This is a genomic window from Cellulomonas bogoriensis 69B4 = DSM 16987 (genome assembly GCF_000767165.1).
Lineage (GTDB): Bacteria > Actinomycetota > Actinomycetes > Actinomycetales > Cellulomonadaceae > Actinotalea > Actinotalea bogoriensis.
Genome location: NZ_AXCZ01000051.1, coordinates 1 through 16,918 on the forward strand (window position 1 = coordinate 1; position 16,918 = coordinate 16,918).

Consider the following 16,918-nt stretch of genomic DNA (forward strand, 5'->3'; position numbering starts at 1 on the left):
GCCTGGCCGGCGTCGCCGCGGTCGGCATGACCGTGAAGGCGGTGCGAGCATGACCGCCACGCTCCTGCGACCCCACCCGGTGCGCGAGGCGGCACCCGCACGGTCCCGTGTGCGGCACGACGTCGACCCACCCGAGAGCTGGGTCGCGCGCGCCCCCCGTCGCTCCCGACGCCGACCATGGTCGCTCGCCGGGCGGCGCTGGGACCCGCCTGGCGGGACCGACGGACCACCGACGCGGCCGGTGGTGCTCGTCCACGGGCTCGTGGTCGCCTCCGGCATGTGCGCACCCACCGCCGAGATCCTCGCGGCGGACGGCACCGTCCTGGCGCCCGACCTGCCCGGCTGCGGCCGGTCGAGCAAGCCCCGACCGGTGCCGCAGGTCCCCGAGCTCGCCGTCGCGCTCGCACGCTGGTGCAGGGCAGAGGTGGACGGCCCCGTCACCCTGGTGGGCACCTCCCTCGGCGCGCAGGTCGCACTCGCAGCGGCCGCCCGCGACCCCGGGCTCGTGGACTCCCTGGTCCTCGTCAGCCCCACCGTGGACGCGCGGCGACGACGCTGGTCCAGCCAGGTGCTGCGCTGGCAGGCCGAGCAGGCGACCCAGTCCCTGCCGCTGCGCGCGATGCAGGTGCGCGACTACGCCCGGGCGGGCATCCCGCGCGCGCTGCGCACCTTCGGTGCGGCCCTGCGCCACCGCCCCGAGGACGAGGTGCCAGGGGTCCGGTGCCCCGTGCTGGTGGTCCGCGGCAGCAGGGACCCCCTCCTCACCGAGCACTGGGCCCGCAGACTCGCACGCCAGGCACCCAGGGGACGCTTCGCCCCCGTGCCCGGTGCGGTGCACGCCGCCTGCTACGAGAACCCCCTGGAGCTCGCCCGCCTCGTCCGCGGCCACGTGGACCCGACGGTGGACCCGACCACGGACCCGAACACGGAGGTGCACCCGTGAGCGTCCCCAGCTACCTCGCAGGCTTCGACTCGGCCTCGACCATGGTGATGGCCACCGGCAAGGTGCTGCACGGGGAGTCGTTCCCCGCCCTGGGCAACCCCCCGTTCCTGCGGCCCCTGGCGCGCGCGACCCGCTGGCTCCCGCCACGCGTGCGCGGGAAGCTGTTCCTCGGGTTCGGCGCACTGGAGACGATCAGCTCCCGGCGCCTGGGCGGCCTGGACCTGGAGGAGGCCTCGGAGTGGGTTGCCTCGTCCTACCCGCAGGGCCGGTACCCCCAGGTCGCCGTCGGCTCCTCCTCAGGGGCGCTCGTCTACCTCAACGCCGCGCTCGGCATGCCGTGGCTGCCCCAGACCCTCCTGGTCCCCGTCCGTCAGCGGGTCCACCCCGACGACCCCGTCGGGGCCCTGGAGAAGGGGCGCGGGCCCGGCCGCACGTTCGTCGAGAAGCACCCCGACATCCAGCTCCACCACATGCACGACGCGGCCCAGGACCGCCAGATGGTCAGGGCCCTGACCTACTTCAGGTACAAGCGACGCACCCTGGGCGAGGGCTACGAGCGGTTCCTCGACGAGCGGCTCGCACCCGGCGGCACCATCCTGCTCAGCGAGTGCACCGCCTCGTGGAGCACCACCACCGTCGGTGAGCGGCACGTCTTCCAGCACGGCGCGCTCGGGGGCGCCACCGAGGACGAGTTCCACCGCGGTGGGCCGCGGGTCGAGGAGTACCTGGCCGCTCAGGACTCCCCGGTCAGGTCCTGGCCCGAGCCCGAGCCCGACACCCGCAGCCCCGAGGCCGAGTGGGGGTTCGCCCCCGCCCTGCGTGACGACGTGCTGCGCTACGCGGCCGAGCGCGGGGTGCGCGTCCGGCGCCTGGTGTTCGACCACCCCGACGCACTCAGCCCGCTCGTCGCCGACCTGTACCGGTGGTGGTACGCGCGCCGCAACATCCCCGCGAACCGGCTGTTCGTCGGGTCGTTCGCGATCAGCTCCCCCTGGTGGGCGCTGCGCACGGGCTCGGTGCCCTACTGGATGTTCTTCAACGAGGAGAACTCCATGCGCCGCCTCGTCGACTACCTCGACGCCCGGGAACCGTTCGACGACGTCCTGCTCACCCTGTTCCAGAACGGGGTCGAGACCATCGGGCAGCCGTCGGGCGAGGCGTGGCAGCAGGTCCTGGACCGTGCCCGACGCACGGGACGCTACGCCGGCACGGACCTGGAGGACTTCCCGTTCGACTTCGCCCAGTTCGGCAGCTACGACCGTGAGCTCGCGCGGTTCCCCGCGCGCTACCCGGTCCCCGCGCCCCTGTCGATGCCCGAGCTCGAGGAGTTCCTGGCCCAGGCAGGTGACTACGAGGGCGTCCGCTGGGAGGACGTGGCGGTCACCCGGTGAGCACCACGACGAGCCCCGTCGACGCACACCCGGTGCAGGAGGCACCGCCCCTGCCCGCGTGGAGCCGGCTGTGGCCCTACGCGGCGTTGTCCGGCGGCACGCTCCTGCTCGCCGCCACCGGCGTGCTGCCGGTGTGGCCCGGCCTGGTCCACCTCGTGGCGCTCCCACCGCTGGACCTGTTCACCGACCTGAGGGTGCTGCTCGTCCACGCCCCGTCGTGGGAGGCCCTCGCCGTCCTCCTCGTCGGCCTGCTCGCGGTGCGTGTGCTGGTGATGGCGTGGGCGCTCGGTGGGATCCGTCCACCCCTGGTGCTCCGGGCGTTGCGCTTCTACCTGCTGCTGGCCGTGCCGCTGGCCCTGGCGGCGTTCGTCATCACCGTCGCCCACACCGTCCTCTACTCGCGCCTGTTCTGGCCCGGGGTGGGGGTCGTCGTCGTAGCGGTCCTCGTCCTGGGGCCCGGCCCCTGGCGCAGCGGGAACGGCACCGGCCTGCGGCACGCGTGGCGCGAGGGCCTGCGGGTCGACGTCACCGTGCCCTACCTCGCGGTCCTCGCCGTCCTCGGGGTCGTGGCCGAGGCAGGTGACCTCCCGACCCTGGCCATGGTCCCGCTCTCGGGCCTGGCGACGGCGCTCGCGGTGCGCCGCCTGGCCGCACCGCCCCGCGCACCCGTGGCGTGGCTGACGACCGTGGTGGTCCTGGTCGGGGCCGCCGCGGTGGTGTTCCTGCTGACCAGGGACACCGGGCCGATGCCCGAGGACGACCCCCCGCGGGAGGGGGCGTTGCTGCTGATGTCGGGCATCAACTCCTCCTCGGGGCGCGGGGCGATCTTCGACACGAGTCCTGAGCGCCTGGGGTTCACGTGCGAGCAGACCTTCTACGTGTCCTACGCGGGCCCGGGCGACGGCCAACCCCGGGGGACGGCCACGTGCCCGATCACCACCGGCGCCCCGTACGAGCCGCACCACACCCAGCGGCCCGTGGACGAGCAGGTCGAGGCCTTCGCCGCCCAGGTGGAGGACCTGCCGCGGCCGTTGACGGTCGCCACCCACTCCCACGGTGCGTGGATCGTGTGGGACGCCGTGGCCCAGGGCCTGGCCGACGTCGACGTCCTCGTCCTGGTCGGGCCCTTCCCCCACTCGGTGGTCGGGTACGCCGAGGCCGGCTCCCACGGGTCAGGGGCGGTGCTGGGACACCTGCTGGGGGTCATCGGTCCGGCTGCTGCGGCGGTGGACTTCCACTTCGACCCCCGGGCCCCCGCTGCGCAGGACCTCCTGGGTACGGCGGGTCGGCCGCAGGAGGTCTTCTCCCGGCCCGTCGGGGACGGGGTGCGCACCCTGGCGGTCCACTCGGCCACCGACCTGCCGCTGCTGCCGGAGGGGTGGCGCATGGACGTGGACCGCAACGCGTGCCCGGCGCGGGTGGCGCACCCGTACCTGCCGATCTCGCCGCCGTACTACCGGGAGATCAGCGCGTTCCTCGACCAGGAGCCGGCGCCGTCGTGCCCGGCGTGGCGTGACTGGGGTGGCCTGGTGGTCCGGCCTCTGGGGCCACCACCGAGCCGGATGTGACGTGTACGGGAGGGGTGCTGGGAGCGGGCGACGGGAATCGAACCCGCGTAGCCAGTTTGGAAGACTGGGGCTCTACCATTGAGCTACGCCCGCACGGCCACCCCGTGAGGGCGGCGGCGCGCACACAGCCTAACGGCTCCCCGACGGTGGTCCGCACCCGGGCCTGCGGTGCCAGTAGGGTGCGGTGCAACGGGATGTGGCGCAGGTTGGTAGCGCGTCCGCTTTGGGAGCGGAAGGTCGCAGGTTCAAATCCTGTCATCCCGACCGGTGTGGACCCCGCGGTGCCGTACGATCGTGGGGCCACGGGCGGCGCTGCTGCGCGCCCGTACGCCACGTCACCTCGGGGCCTGTCCGGCCTCGTCCCGTCGGGAGGACCCGGCGGACCGCACCCGAGCCGTTGGAGACCACTGCTGTGAAGAGCGCCGTCGAGACCATCGATGCCACCACGGTCAAGCTGACCGTCGAGGTGTCCCACGACGAGCTGAAGCCGAGCATCGACCACGCGTACGAGCACATCGGCTCGCAGGTCCAGATCCCCGGCTTCCGCAAGGGCAAGGTGCCCCCGCGCATCCTGGACCAGCGCGTGGGTCGGGCCGCGGTCATCGAGCACGCCGTCAACGAGGGCATGCCCGGCTTCTACCGCCAGGCGGTCACCGAGGCCGACCTGCGCCCCCTCGGCCAGCCGCAGATCGAGGTCACGGCGATCCCGGCACTCACCGAGACCGACGGTGGCCTGAGCTTCACGGCCGAGGTCGACGTGCGCCCGACCCTGGACCTGCCCGAGCTCGGTTCCCTGACGATCACGGTGGACGACGCCGAGGTGACCGACGCCGACGTCGACGAGCGCCTGGAGACCCTGCGCGAGCGGTTCGGCACCCTGGTGGGGGTCGACCGGCCCGCCAAGGACCGCGACTTCGTCGTGGTGGACCTGAAGGCCACCGTCGACGGCGACGAGGTCGACTCGGTCAGCGGCATCTCTTACCAGATCGGCGCGGGCAACATGCTCGAGGGCCTGGACGAGGCGCTCGTGGGCCTCTCGGCCGGTGAGACCACCACCTTCGAGACGTCACTGGCCGGCGGGGACCACGCGGGGCAGAGCGCCCAGGTGACCGTCACCGCCACCTCGGTCAAGGAGCGGGAGCTCCCGGCCGCCGACGACGAGTTCGCCGAGCTCGCGAGCGAGTTCGACACGCTCGAGGAGCTCCGTGCGGACCTGCGTGAGCAGGCGGCCCGGGGCAAGGTCACCGACCAGGCCGTCCAGGCGCGGGACCGGTTCCTCGAGGCGATCCGCTCCGGCATCGAGATCCCCGTGCCCCAGCGGGTGGTCGAGGCCGAGGTCGAGCGCCACCTGGAGTCCGAGGGTCGCCAGGGTGACGACGAGCACCGGACCGAGGTCGTCGAGCAGGCCCGCGAGGCGCTCTCGACCCAGATCCTGCTCGACACCCTCGCCGAGGGCCTGGAGGTCAAGGTCGCGCAGAACGAGCTGCTCGACTACCTCGTCAACGCCTCGCGCCAGTACGGCATGGACCCCAACACGTTTATCAAGACCGTCGACGAGCAGGGTCAGATCCCCGCCATGGTCGCCGAGGTGGGGCGGTCCAAGGCGGTCGCGGTCGCGCTCCGTCAGGTCTCCGTCGTGGACGCCTCGGGCAACGCCGTGGACCTCAGCGACGTGATCGGGAGCGACGAGAGCGACGACGAGGACGCGATCACCGTCGCCCAGGAGGAGATCGAGGCCGCGATGGCCGAGGATGACGACCAGAAGTGACCTCGTAGCAGTGCGCGTGGGGCCCCGGCCGGGTGTTCGGCCGGGGCCCCACGCGTGTCCCGGGTGGTGTCGACGCGCGTGCGCCGTCAGCGAAACGGCGTGGCACGGCTCGGACCGTCGTCGCCCGTCGCGTTAGGGTCGCTGCACACCAGAAGGTCCCGGGACTCCCGGGGATCGACGAGGGAGAGCCGTGAACGAGATCAGCCACGCACTGCCGCCGCGCGACGCGCGAGGGGACGGGCCCCACCTCGGGCTCAACGACCACGTCTACAACCGGTTGCTGCGTGAGCGGATCATCTGGCTCGGCTCCGAGGTCAGGGACGAGAACGCCAACGCGATCTGCGGGCAGATGATGCTCCTGGCGGCGGAGGACCCCGACAAGGACATCTACCTGTACATCAACTCCCCGGGTGGTTCGATCACCGCGGGCATGGCGATCTACGACACGATGCAGTTCATCCAGCCCGACGTCGCGACCGTGGCGATGGGCATGGCCGCGTCGATGGGGCAGTTCCTGCTCTCGTCCGGGGCCCGCGGCAAGCGGTACGCCACCCCCCACTCGCGGGTCATGATGCACCAGCCCTCGGGTGGCATCGGCGGCACCGCCACCGACGTCCGCATCCACGCCGAGCTGATCCTGCACATGAAGCGGGTGCTGGCCGAGCTCACCGCCGAGCAGACCGGCAAGAGCGTCGAGCAGATCAACGCCGACGCCGACCGTGACCGCTGGTTCACCGCCCAGGAGGCCCTGGAGTACGGGTTCATCGACCACGTCGTCACCCACTCGGGCTCGGTCAGCGGGGGCGGTGGCACGGCCGGCTGAGGCCCGCCGTCCGACCGCCTGACCCACGAGCGTCGTCCACCCCAGTCATCGAGGAGCACCCGTGAGCACCGAGCACCAGTTCATCTCCCGCGCGTCCGCCCTGGCGGGCGGTGTCGCCGGCAGCCCTGCGCTGCCCTACGGGGCGCCCACGTCCCGGTACGTCCTGCCCCAGTTCGAGGAGCGCACCGCCTACGGCTTCAAGCGTCAGGACCCCTACACCAAGCTCTTCGAGGACCGCATCATCTTCCTCGGGGTGCAGGTGGACGACGCGTCCGCCGACGACGTGATGGCCCAGCTGCTGGTCCTGGAGAGCCAGGACCCGGACCGCGACATCATCCTGTACATCAACTCCCCGGGCGGGTCCTTCACCGCCATGACGGCGATCTACGACACGATGCAGTACATCAAGCCGCAGATCCAGACCGTCTGCCTGGGGCAGGCTGCGTCGGCCGCCGCGGTGCTGCTGGCGGCCGGTTCGCCCGGCAAGCGCCTGGCACTGCCCAACGCGCGTGTCCTCATCCACCAGCCGGCCCTCCAGGGCGGGGGGTACGCGCAGGCGTCGGACATCGAGATCCACGCCAACGAGCTGATCCGGATGCGCGAGTGGCTCGAGGACACGATCGCCCGTCACAGCGGACGTGACGTGGAGCAGGTGCGCCAGGACATCGAGCGCGACAAGATCCTCTCGGCCCAGCAGTCCCTGGAGTACGGGCTCGTGGACCAGGTCCTGGCCAGCCGGAAGACGCCGACCACCCCTGCCTGAGAACCACCGCAGAGGTCACATTCCGGTCACGACCGGGTGAAAGGACACGCCGTGGGGGCCTCCTCGTGCTGACATGGACCGCGCAGTGGTGTGCAATGGATGACATGACAGGTGCGGGACGGTGCCTGCAGGGAGGAGATCGCAGTGGCACGCATCGGTGACGGCGCGGACCTGCTGAAGTGCTCCTTCTGCGGCAAGAGCCAGAAGCAGGTCAAGAAGCTCATCGCCGGACCCGGCGTGTACATCTGCGACGAGTGCATCGACCTCTGCAACGAGATCATCGAGGAGGAGCTCGCCGAGGCCACCGAGGTCGGGATGGTCGAGCTCCCCAAGCCGAGGGAGATCTTCGACTTCCTGGAGGAGTACATCGTGGGGCAGGAGGCCGCCAAGCGGTCGCTGGCCGTCGCGGTGTACAACCACTACAAGCGGATCCAGGCCGGTGAGTCGACCAAGGGCGAGGGCGAGCAGATCGAGCTCGCCAAGTCCAACATCCTGCTGATCGGCCCGACGGGGTGCGGCAAGACGTACCTGGCGCAGACCCTCGCGAAGATGCTCAACGTGCCCTTCGCGATCGCTGACGCCACGGCGCTGACCGAGGCCGGCTACGTGGGCGAGGACGTCGAGAACATCCTCCTCAAGCTGATCCAGGCCGCCGACTACGACGTCAAGAAGGCCGAGACGGGCATCATCTACATCGACGAGGTCGACAAGATCGCCCGCAAGAGTGAGAACCCGTCGATCACCCGTGACGTGTCCGGTGAGGGTGTGCAGCAGGCGTTGCTGAAGATCCTGGAGGGCACCACGGCGTCGGTGCCACCGCAGGGCGGGCGCAAGCACCCGCACCAGGAGTTCATCCAGATCGACACCACCAACGTCCTGTTCATCGTCGCGGGCGCGTTCGCGGGCCTGGACGAGATCATCACCTCCCGGGCCGGGCGGCGTGGGATCGGGTTCGGGGCGCCCCTGCACTCGGCGGACGACTCGGACGTCTACGGCGACGTCATGCCCGAGGACCTGCTGAAGTTCGGCTTGATCCCTGAGTTCATCGGGCGGGTACCGGTGATCACCACGGTGTCGCCGCTGGACCGGCAGGCCCTGGTGCAGATCCTCACCGAGCCCCGCAACGCCCTGCTGAAGCAGTACCAGCGGATGTTCGAGATCGACGGGGTCGAGCTCGAGTTCACCCCGGACGCGGTGGACGCGGTCGCCGACCAGGCACTGCTGCGAGGGACGGGGGCCCGTGGGCTCCGCGCCATCCTCGAGGAGGTCCTGCAGCAGGTGATGTTCGACGTGCCCAGCCGCGACGACGTCGCGCGCGTGGTCATCGACCGCAGCGTGGTCCTGGACAACGTGAACCCCACGCTGGTCCCCCGGGAGCCGTCGAGCAAGCGCACCCCGCGGGAGAAGTCGGCCTGATCGGCGCCCGGTGGCGGCTTCCGTCACCGTGGACCAGGGTGGTCAGGGAAGGAAGGGCCGGTCGTGGACCGGCCTCGACGACCCGATCGTGAGGTGCTCGATGAAGCTCGACTCGCTCAAGCCGCTCCTTGACCGTTCCGGTTCGCTGACGACGGTCTCCCTGGACGTGACCCGTGCCGAGGACGCCGGCGACCGCGACATCCGTAGCCGCTGGAACGGCCTGCGGCGGCAGCTGGAGTCCCAGGGCGCGCCAGAAGGGGACCTCCAGGCGCTGGCTGAGGTGGTGCTCCGGCCCACACACGTCCCGGGCCCGCACGGACGCTTCGTGGTGGCAGGTGAGGGCGAGGTCCTGTTCGACCGGGTCCTGGCGGACGCCCCACCCCGGGACGAGGCCTACCACGACGGGATCCCGGCGTTGATGCCGGCCGCGCAGGCCGCCGACGAGGCCGTCCGGTACCTCTTGGTCGAGGTCGACCGTTCGGGGGCCGACCTGTCCTGGTCCGGGAGCCAGAGCCACGCCGCGGACCAGCCGATGGAGGCCGTGGAGGGTGGGCACGACGTCCTGCACAAGGTGCGGGCGGGCGGCTGGTCCCACCGCCGCATGCAGTCCCGCGTGGAGGACTCCTGGGACCGCAACGCCGAGGTCGTCGCGGCCGAGCTGGACCGGGCGGTCGTCGAGCACCGCCCCGACCTCGTGATGATCACCGGGGACGTCCGTGCGGTGCCCCTGATCCGCGGGGCCGTCGGTCAGCAGACCGCCGAGCTGCTCGTCGAGGTCCCCGGCGGGTCCAGGGCGGAGGGGGTCAAGGAGGAGGCGTTCGCCGAGAACGTGCACGCCGTGCTCGAGGCGTTCCGGGCCCGGCGCCGGGAGGACGTCGCCGACAGGCTCCGCGAGGCCCTGGGACGCGGGGAGGGGGCCGTGACGTCGCTGCCGGACGTGGTCGAGGTGCTGCGCCGGGGTCAGGTCAGCGAGCTGATCGTGATCGAGGACGCGGCCGGCAGCGCCGCCCCCCTGGGTGACCACGAGCTGTGGGCCGGCCCGGAGCCGCTGCACCTCGGGATGCGGGCCTCCGAGATCGCGGCGCTGGGCGTGGACGAGAAGCACACGCGAGCCGTCCGGGGCGACGTCGCGCTGCTCAGGGCTGCGCTCGCGCAGGACGCCGGTGTGACGTTCCTGCTCGAGGGCAGTGTCGACGTCGTCGACGGGGTCGCGGCGCTGCTCCGGTGGAACGACCAGGCCACCCCGCACGAGACCGCCCCCAGCTACACCGAGGACACCCACCGCAAGGGCCACTGACGACGCCGACGCGCGGCCACCGAGGTGTGGCCGCGCGGGGCGGGCACGAGGGTCGGGGCCCGGCGGATGAACGCCGGCCCCGACTCACTGCTCGTCGTACAGGGCGTCGATCTCGGTCGCGAAGTCCGCGAGGACGGCCTCGCGGCGCACCTTCATGGACGGGGTCAGGTAACCGTTGGCCTCGGTGAACTCGGTGCGCAGCACCCGGATGCGACGGATGGACTCCGCCCGGGAGACCGCCTCGTTGGTGCGGTCCACGGCACGGTCCAGCGCGGCCAGGACCGCGTGGCTGCGGGCGGCGGCCGCCACGTCCATGGATGGGAGGTCGTGGCCGACCAGCCACCCGGGGAGCATCTCTGCGTCGAGGGTCACCAGCGCCCCGATGTAGGGCCGCCCGTCGCCCACCACGACCACCTGGCTCACCAGGGGGTGGCCACGCAGACGGTCCTCGAGCACGGCCGGGGCGACGTTCTTGCCACCCGCGGTGACGATGATCTCCTTCTTGCGGCCCGTGATGGTGAGGAACCCGTCCTCGTCCAGGCTCCCCAGGTCACCGGTGCGGAACCAGCCGTCGATCAGCGCCTCGGCGGTGGCCTCCTCGTTGCGGTGGTAGCCGCGGAACACGTGCGCCCCGCTCACCTCGATCTCGCCGTCGTCCGCGATCCGGATCGAGGCCCCGGGGAACGGGGTGCCCACGGTCCCGATCTTGGTCTTCTCGGGGCGGTTGACGGCGGTGGGCGCCGTGGTCTCGGTCAGGCCGTACCCCTCGAGCACCTGCAGGCCCAGACCCCGGAAGAAGTGGCCGAGCCGTGCACCCAGGGGCGCACCACCGGAGACCGCGTACCTGGCCTGGCCCCCGAGCGCGGCCCGCAGCCGCCGCAGGACCAGGCGGTCGGCGAGGGCGTGCTGCACGCGCAGACCCAGCGGGGGACCGTCGGCGCGGTCCAGGGCCTGGGAGTAGGTGATCGAGGTGTGGGCCGCCCACCGGAACAGCTTGAGCCGCACCGGTGAGGCCGCAGCCTTCTGCTCGGCGGAGTTGTAGACCTTCTCGAACACGCGCGGCACGCTCAGGATGAAGGTGGGGCGAAAGGTCTGCAGGTCGGCCAGCAGGTTCTTGGTGTCGGGGGTGTGGCCCAGGACCGCGCCCGAGGGCACGCACAGCACCTGGATGAACCGGGCGAACACGTGCGCGAGCGGCATGAACAGCAGCGTCCGCGACCCCGGGCGGGCGACCACGTCCGGCAGCCCGGCGGTCCCCTCGCGGGTCAGGGACACGAAGTTGCCGTGGGTCAGCTCCACACCCTTGGGCCGTCCCGTGGTCCCGGACGTGTAGATGATCGTGGCGAGGTCGTCCATCCCGGCCAGGGCGCTGCGACGCTCGATCTCGGCGTCGGGGACGTCCGCGCCGTCCGCCACGAGGGTCTGGACGGCGTCGTCGTCGAGGACGAGCACGTCGGTGAGCGCCTCGAGCCGGTCCCTGACCTGCTCGGTGACGGCGGCGTGGGCGGTGGTCTCGACCACGGCCAGGCGCACCTGGGCGTCGGACAGGATCCAGTGGACCTGCTCGGCCGACGACGTCTCGTACACCGGTACGGGCACGGCGCCGGCCGCCCAGGTGGCGAAGTCCAGCAACGTCCACTCGTAACGGGTGCGGCTCATGATCGAGACGCGGTCGCCGGGTTCCACACCGCGGGCGACCAGGCCCTTGGCCACCGCGGTGACCTCGGCGACGAACGCCCGCGTCGTCACCGGTGTCCAGGCGCTGCCCAGCGCCGCGGTGCGTTCGATCAGGGTCGAGCCGGGGGACCGCTCCAGCCGTTCGGCCAGCATGCGCGGGATCGAGCCGCTCGGGTCGTCACCGATGAGGCTCGGGCTGGTCGTCTGACGCACGTCGTCTCCGCTGGGGTGGGCCGGGACGGGTGCGGGGGCACCCGGGTGGTCGCCCGCGACCTTATCGCGGGGCCGACCACCCGGGCCGGGACCCTCAGACCTGCTCGAGCTCGCTCTCGGTCACGGTGGCCTGCTCGACGTCGGCGCCGTGCAGCTGCAGGTCCGTCACCCGTCCTGCCGCGGTCACGTCGACGACGGCGGCCCGCACCAGCTCGAGCTGACCGGCCGGCAGGTCGAGCACCGCGCGGACGATCGTGGTGCGCATCGAGACCTTCGCCTCGGACTTCACCTTCCTGAGTGCGGCCAGGGCCCCGCCCGCCGCGCCTAGCACCGCGGGGTCGGCGCCCTGGGCGGCGTCGCGCAGAGGGGCGGCCGTGGGCCAGCCGGCACGGTGCACCGAGCCCTCCTTCCACCACGACCAGACCTCCTCGGTCGCGAACGGCAGCACCGGCGCGAGCAGGCGCAGCAGGGTGTCCAGCGCGAGGGCCAGGGCGGCACGTGCGGAGACGGTCGGCGCGGAGGCGTCGGCCTCGGTGGCACCCGAGCCGTACGCACGGTCCTTGACCAGCTCGAGGTAGTCGTCGCAGAACGTCCAGAAGAACGTCTCGGTGACCTCCAGGGCGCGGGTGTGGTCGTAGGCCTCGTACGCGGCGGTGGCCTTCTCGACGACCTCGGCCAGTCCCGCGAGCATCGCCCGGTCCAGGGTCTCGGTCACCAGGGCCGGGTCGGCGGCCGGGCCTGCGTCGCCGGCGAACCCGAGCGCGAACTTCGAGGCGTTCAGGACCTTGATCGCCAGACGGCGACCGATCTTCATCTGGCCGACCTCGAAGGCCGCGTCCGTCCCGAGGCGGGCCGACGCCGCCCAGTAGCGGACCGCGTCCGAGCCGTGCTTCTCCAGCAGACCCATCGGGGTGACGACGTTGCCCTTGGACTTCGACATCTTCTTGCGGTCCGGGTCCAGGATCCAGCCGCTGATCGCGGCGTGCCGCCACGGGAGCGAGTCGTGCTCCAGGTGCGCGCGCACCACCGTGGAGAACAGCCAGGTGCGGATGATGTCCTGCCCCTGGGGGCGCAGGTCCATGGGGAACACCCGCTCGAACAGGTCGGGGTCGTGCTCCCAGCCACCGGCGATCTGCGGCGTGAGCGAGGACGTCGCCCACGTGTCCATCACGTCGGCCTCACCGACGAACCCACCGGGCACGCCGCGCTGCGCGGCGGTGTACCCGGGCGGCACGTCGCTCGAGGGGTCCACGGGCAGCAGGGACTCGTCGGGGACGATCGGGTGGTCGTGGTCGACCTCGCCGTCGGCCGTCACGGGGTACCACAGCGGGATCGACACCCCGAAGAACCGCTGCCTGGAGATCAGCCAGTCGCCGTTGAGGCCCCCGACCCAGTTCTCGTACCGCACCCGCATGAACTCGGGGTGGAACTGCAGCTCGGTGCCGCGGCCCAGCAGCTGCTCGCGCAGGCCCTGGCCCGCGCCCTCGTCCCGACCCCCGTTGCGGATGTACCACTGGCGTGAGGTCACGATCTCCAGGGGCTTGTCGCCCTTCTCGAAGAAGTTCGCCATCCGCTTGGTGGGGGTGGGCTCACCGTCCAGGTCGCCCGAGGCCTGCAGGGCCTCGACGACGGACGCGCGTCCCGAGAAGGTCGTCTTGCCGGCCATCTCCTCGTAGCGTGCCCGTCCACCCTCGGTGGTGATCCACTCGGGGGTCTCGCGCAGCAGGCGTCCGTCTCGACCGACGACCGAGCGGGTGGGCAGCTGCAGCTCGCGCCACCACTGGACGTCGGTGAGGTCACCGAACGTGCAGCACATCGCGATGCCCGCGCCCTTGTCGGGCTCGGCGGCGGGGTGGGCCAGGACCGGCACCTCGACGTCGAACAGGGGCGCACGGACCGTCGTGCCGAACAGGTGCTGGTACCGCTCGTCGTCGGGGTGGGCGATGAGCGCCACCACCGCGGGGATCAGCTCGGGGCGCGTGGTCTCGATGTGCACCGGCCCGGACCCGTCGGTGCGGTGGAACGCCACCCGGTGGAAGTGGCCCGGGTACTCGCGTGCCTCGAGCTCGGCCTGCGCCACCGCCGTCTGGAACGTCACGTCCCACAGGCCCGGTGCCTGCGCCTGGTAGGCCTCACCACGGGCCAGGTTGCGCAGGAACGCCTTCTGGGCGACGGTCCGCGACCGCGCGTCGATGGTCTGGTAGTGGTGGGACCAGTCCACCGACAGGCCCAGGCGCCGCCACAGCGCCTCGAACTGGCGCTCGTCCTCGACCGTGAGCCGCTCGCACAGCTCGACGAAGTTCCGTCGCGAGATCGGCACCTGGTCGGCGGCCTTGACGCTCTTGCCCTCCCCACCCTCGTGCGGGGGCACCAGGTCGGGGTCGTAGGGGAGGGTCGGGTCGCACCGCACCCCGTAGTAGTTCTGCACGCGGCGCTCGGTCGGCAGGCCGTTGTCGTCCCACCCCATGGGGTAGAAGACCTCGCGCCCGCGCATCCGCTGGTACCGCGCGACGAGGTCGGTGTGGGTGTAGGAGAACACGTGGCCCACGTGCAGCGACCCGGACACCGTGGGCGGCGGGGTGTCGATCGAGTACACCTGGTCGCGGCTGCGGGTGCGGTCGAAGGCGTAGGTGCCCTGCTCGGTCCAGGCCGCGTCCCACCGCTCCTCCAGCCCGTCGAGACTGACCTTGTCCGGTACCCGGGACGGCGCGGGCGTCGTGGGGTCGGAGGCCGGTCGGGGCTGGAGGTCGCTCATGGTGGACGATCCTCCCAGACCGCGGGCACACCGCTCCACCGCGTCCGGGGCCGGGGTCGGGGTCGGCTCAGGGTCGGGTGGGGGAGATTCCTGATGACGCGGTCACGCTGCTGCCTGCAGGATCGACCCGACACTTCGAGACGAGGACGGCGACATGCGGCCACTGGCGACGGGTACCGACGCGGGGCAGATCGGTTCGGCACGGGACCTGGTGAAGGTCTACGGCAAGGACGAGGCGGCGGTGCGCGCACTGGACGGGCTCAGCGTGGACTTCGCCCGCGGTGAGCTGACCGCGATCATGGGCCCCTCGGGGTCGGGCAAGTCGACGCTGATGCACTGCATGGCGGGCCTGGACACCCCGACGTCCGGGCGGGTGGTCGTGGACGGCGAGGACGTGGGCCGGATGAAGCAGCGCCAGCTCACCCGCCTGCGCCGCACCCGCCTGGGTTTCGTGTTCCAGGCGTTCAACCTCATCCCCACGCTGACCGCCGAGGAGAACATCACCCTCCCGCTGGACATCGCACGCACCGACGTGGACCGGGAGTGGTTCGACACGGTGGTGGACGCGGTGGGGTTGCGCGACCGGCTGCGCCACCGGCCCTCGGAGCTGTCCGGCGGGCAGCAGCAGCGGGTGGCGTGCGCCCGGGCCCTGGTGTCGAAGCCGTCGGTGGTGTTCGCCGACGAGCCGACGGGCAACCTGGACTCCCGGTCCTCCGGCGAGGTCCTGGGCTTCCTGCGCCGCTCCGTCGACGAGCTGGCGCAGTCGGTGGTGATGGTCACCCACGACCCGACCGCCGCGTCCTACGCCCACCGGGTGCTGTTCCTCGCCGACGGCAGGCTCGTCGGGGAGCTCGAGCGCCCGACCCCCGAGTCGGTCCTGGACGCCTTGAGGGACCTGGGCACCGGTGCGGTGACCCGGTGAGGCGGGTCGCGCTGCGCGGCGTGCGCAGCCACCTGGGGCGGTTCCTGCTCTCGGTCCTGGCCGTGCTCCTGGGCGTGGCGTTCGTCGCGGGCACGTTCTCGCTGCGGGCCATGCTGTCGTCCACGTTCGGTGAGCTGGTCGACACCTCGATGCTCGGCGACGCCTACGTCGGTGGCCCCACCGGTCTGGAGACCGAGGGCCCGGGCACACGGGTGCCGCTCGACCTGGTGGACCCGTTGCTCGAGGTCGACGGCGTGGACGCCGCAGTCCCGGAGGTGTCCGGCCCGGTGGTGCTGGTGGGGGCCGACGGCACGGCGGTGATCTCCGGCGGTGGCGCGCCCAGCTTCGCGACCGGCCTGCACCCCGACGAGCCCGCCACCGAGGTCACCGGCGGGCGCGCGCCGTCGGGCCCGGGGGAGATCGGGCTGGAGACCAACACCCTGCGGACCTCCGGGCTGGCGGTGGGTGACACCACCACGGTCGTCGTCGGGGGCGAGCAACCGGTCGAGGTCGAGGTCGTGGGCGAGATCGCGTTCGGCGCGCCGGTGGCGGGCGCGACGATCGTGTTCCTGGACCCTGCGACGGCCGAGTCCGTCTACGCCCCGGACGGGCTGGTCGCCGCGATCGCGCTCTACGGCGACGGTCGCGACGAGCAGACCCTCGTGGACGCCGTCACCGCGGCCCTGGCTCCCGAGCTGCAGGCCGCCGGTGTCGAGGTCCGCACCGGGGAGGAGCTGCGCACCGAGACCCGCGAGCAGGTCGAGCAGATCCTCGGGTTCGTCTCCACGTTCCTGCTCGTGTTCGCCGCGGTGGCGCTGTTCGTGGGTGGGTTCATCATCGCGAACACCTTCCAGATGACGGTGCGCCAGCGTCAACGGGAGCTCGCGATGCTGCGGGCCCTGGGCGCCTCGCCCACCCAGGTCTTCACCTCGATCCTGGTGCAGGCCCTGGTGGTCGGGGTGCTCGGCTCCGCGCTGGGTGTCGCGGCCGGCGTCGGCCTGGTCGCGGTGCTGCGCGAGGTCTTCGCGGCCATGGGAATGGAGCTGTCCGGCCGCATCCCCCTGGACACCAGCACCGTGGTGGTCGCCGTCCTCGTCGGGACCCTCGTCAGCCTCGTCTCGGCAGCGGTCCCCGCACGCCGTGCGGCCCTGACCCCGCCCGTCGAGGCGATGCGCGACGACGTGGTGGTCCACGACGGGTCGGGCAGGTGGCGCACCGCGTCCGGGGCGCTGCTCGTGGCGCTGGGTGTGGCGGCCGTGGTGGCGGCGGTCCAGGACGGCAACGGCAACGACGGGGCCCTGCTCGGTGTGGGCGCGGCCGGTGTGGTGCTGGGGGTGCTCGTGCTGACCCCGGCGGTCGTGCCCGTGGCCCTGCGGGCCCTC

At 72.2% G+C, this 16,918-nt stretch carries 12 protein-coding genes and 2 tRNA genes; 11 read left to right on the forward strand and 3 right to left on the reverse strand.

The window, feature by feature from the left end:
- The first annotated feature begins 49 nt into the window (after positions 1-49).
- The 3 genes from N869_RS16470 to N869_RS06785 are packed head-to-tail and all read left to right on the forward strand — an operon-like array spanning position 50 to position 3,902.
- A complete protein-coding gene (locus N869_RS16470; RefSeq protein ID WP_052105175.1) occupies positions 50-943 on the forward strand; it encodes an alpha/beta fold hydrolase in 894 nt (297 codons plus the stop codon).
- The gene (locus N869_RS06780; protein WP_035059543.1) at positions 940-2,334 is read left to right on the forward strand and encodes a hypothetical protein; all 1,395 of its coding nucleotides are present in this window, start codon (positions 940-942) and stop codon (positions 2,332-2,334) included. Before N869_RS16470 ends, N869_RS06780 begins: the two co-directional genes overlap by 4 nt.
- The gene (locus tag N869_RS06785) at positions 2,331-3,902 is read left to right on the forward strand and encodes a hypothetical protein (RefSeq protein WP_198025988.1); all 1,572 of its coding nucleotides are present in this window, start codon (positions 2,331-2,333) and stop codon (positions 3,900-3,902) included. The genes N869_RS06780 and N869_RS06785 overlap by 4 nt, the downstream gene beginning before the upstream one ends.
- Before the next feature lie 22 nt (positions 3,903-3,924).
- Here the strand turns inward: N869_RS06785 and N869_RS06790 are convergent.
- Positions 3,925-3,995 (reverse strand) — tRNA-Gly (locus N869_RS06790).
- Positions 3,996-4,092: 97 nt separating this feature from the next.
- On the opposite strand from N869_RS06790, the gene N869_RS06795 reads away from it, so the two are divergent.
- The 6 genes from N869_RS06795 (at position 4,093) to N869_RS06820 (ending at position 9,969) form a co-directional block, all read left to right on the forward strand.
- A tRNA-Pro gene (locus tag N869_RS06795) sits at positions 4,093-4,166 on the forward strand.
- A 148-nt stretch (positions 4,167-4,314) separates the two neighbouring features.
- Positions 4,315-5,670: a trigger factor gene (gene tig / locus N869_RS06800; protein ID WP_035059544.1), complete on the forward strand. Its 1,356-nt coding sequence runs from the start codon at positions 4,315-4,317 to the stop codon at positions 5,668-5,670.
- A 199-nt stretch (positions 5,671-5,869) separates the two neighbouring features.
- A complete protein-coding gene (locus N869_RS06805) occupies positions 5,870-6,493 on the forward strand; it encodes an ATP-dependent Clp protease proteolytic subunit (protein ID WP_269545870.1) in 624 nt (207 codons plus the stop codon).
- A gap of 61 nt (positions 6,494-6,554) precedes the next feature.
- Positions 6,555-7,256: an ATP-dependent Clp protease proteolytic subunit gene (locus N869_RS06810; RefSeq protein ID WP_035059545.1), complete on the forward strand. Its 702-nt coding sequence runs from the start codon at positions 6,555-6,557 to the stop codon at positions 7,254-7,256.
- Positions 7,257-7,400: 144 nt separating this feature from the next.
- Positions 7,401-8,672 (forward strand): ATP-dependent Clp protease ATP-binding subunit ClpX, encoded by a 1,272-nt coding sequence (clpX, locus tag N869_RS06815; protein WP_035059557.1) that lies wholly within the window; start codon positions 7,401-7,403, stop codon positions 8,670-8,672.
- 100 nt (positions 8,673-8,772) lie between these two features.
- Positions 8,773-9,969 (forward strand): baeRF2 domain-containing protein, encoded by a 1,197-nt coding sequence (locus N869_RS06820; RefSeq protein ID WP_035059558.1) that lies wholly within the window; start codon positions 8,773-8,775, stop codon positions 9,967-9,969.
- An 84-nt stretch (positions 9,970-10,053) separates the two neighbouring features.
- Here the strand turns inward: N869_RS06820 and N869_RS06825 are convergent, their stop codons facing one another.
- Together N869_RS06825 and valS are read right to left on the reverse strand one after the other, a co-directional pair.
- On the reverse strand, positions 10,054-11,859 hold the full coding sequence (locus tag N869_RS06825) for an AMP-dependent synthetase/ligase (RefSeq protein ID WP_035059546.1): 1,806 nt from the start codon (positions 11,857-11,859) through the stop codon (positions 10,054-10,056).
- 94 nt (positions 11,860-11,953) lie between these two features.
- On the reverse strand, positions 11,954-14,614 hold the full coding sequence (valS, locus tag N869_RS06830; RefSeq protein ID WP_035059547.1) for a valine--tRNA ligase: 2,661 nt from the start codon (positions 14,612-14,614) through the stop codon (positions 11,954-11,956).
- Positions 14,615-14,768: 154 nt separating this feature from the next.
- On the opposite strand from valS, the gene N869_RS06835 reads away from it, so the two are divergent.
- Both N869_RS06835 and N869_RS06840 read left to right on the forward strand, forming a co-directional pair.
- Positions 14,769-15,536 carry an ABC transporter ATP-binding protein gene (locus N869_RS06835; protein ID WP_052105177.1) on the forward strand — a complete coding sequence of 256 codons (768 nt, stop codon included), beginning with the start codon at positions 14,769-14,771 and terminating at the stop codon, positions 15,534-15,536.
- Positions 15,533-16,918 (forward strand): FtsX-like permease family protein (locus N869_RS06840; RefSeq protein ID WP_035059549.1); only part of this gene is annotated, 1,386 nt, incomplete at its 3' end. The genes N869_RS06835 and N869_RS06840, both read left to right, overlap by 4 nt.

Bases quoted from the DNA above. Each gene is read 5' to 3' on its own strand.
- N869_RS16470 (WP_052105175.1), top strand. From the start codon at position 50: ATGACCGCCACGCTCCTGCGACCCCACCCGGTGCGCGAGGCGGCACCC.
- N869_RS06820 (WP_035059558.1), top strand. From the start codon at position 8,773: ATGAAGCTCGACTCGCTCAAGCCGCTCCTTGACCGTTCCGGTTCGCTG.
- valS (WP_035059547.1), bottom strand. From the start codon at position 14,614: ATGAGCGACCTCCAGCCCCGACCGGCCTCCGACCCCACGACGCCCGCG.
- N869_RS06835 (WP_052105177.1), top strand. From the start codon at position 14,769: ATGCGGCCACTGGCGACGGGTACCGACGCGGGGCAGATCGGTTCGGCA.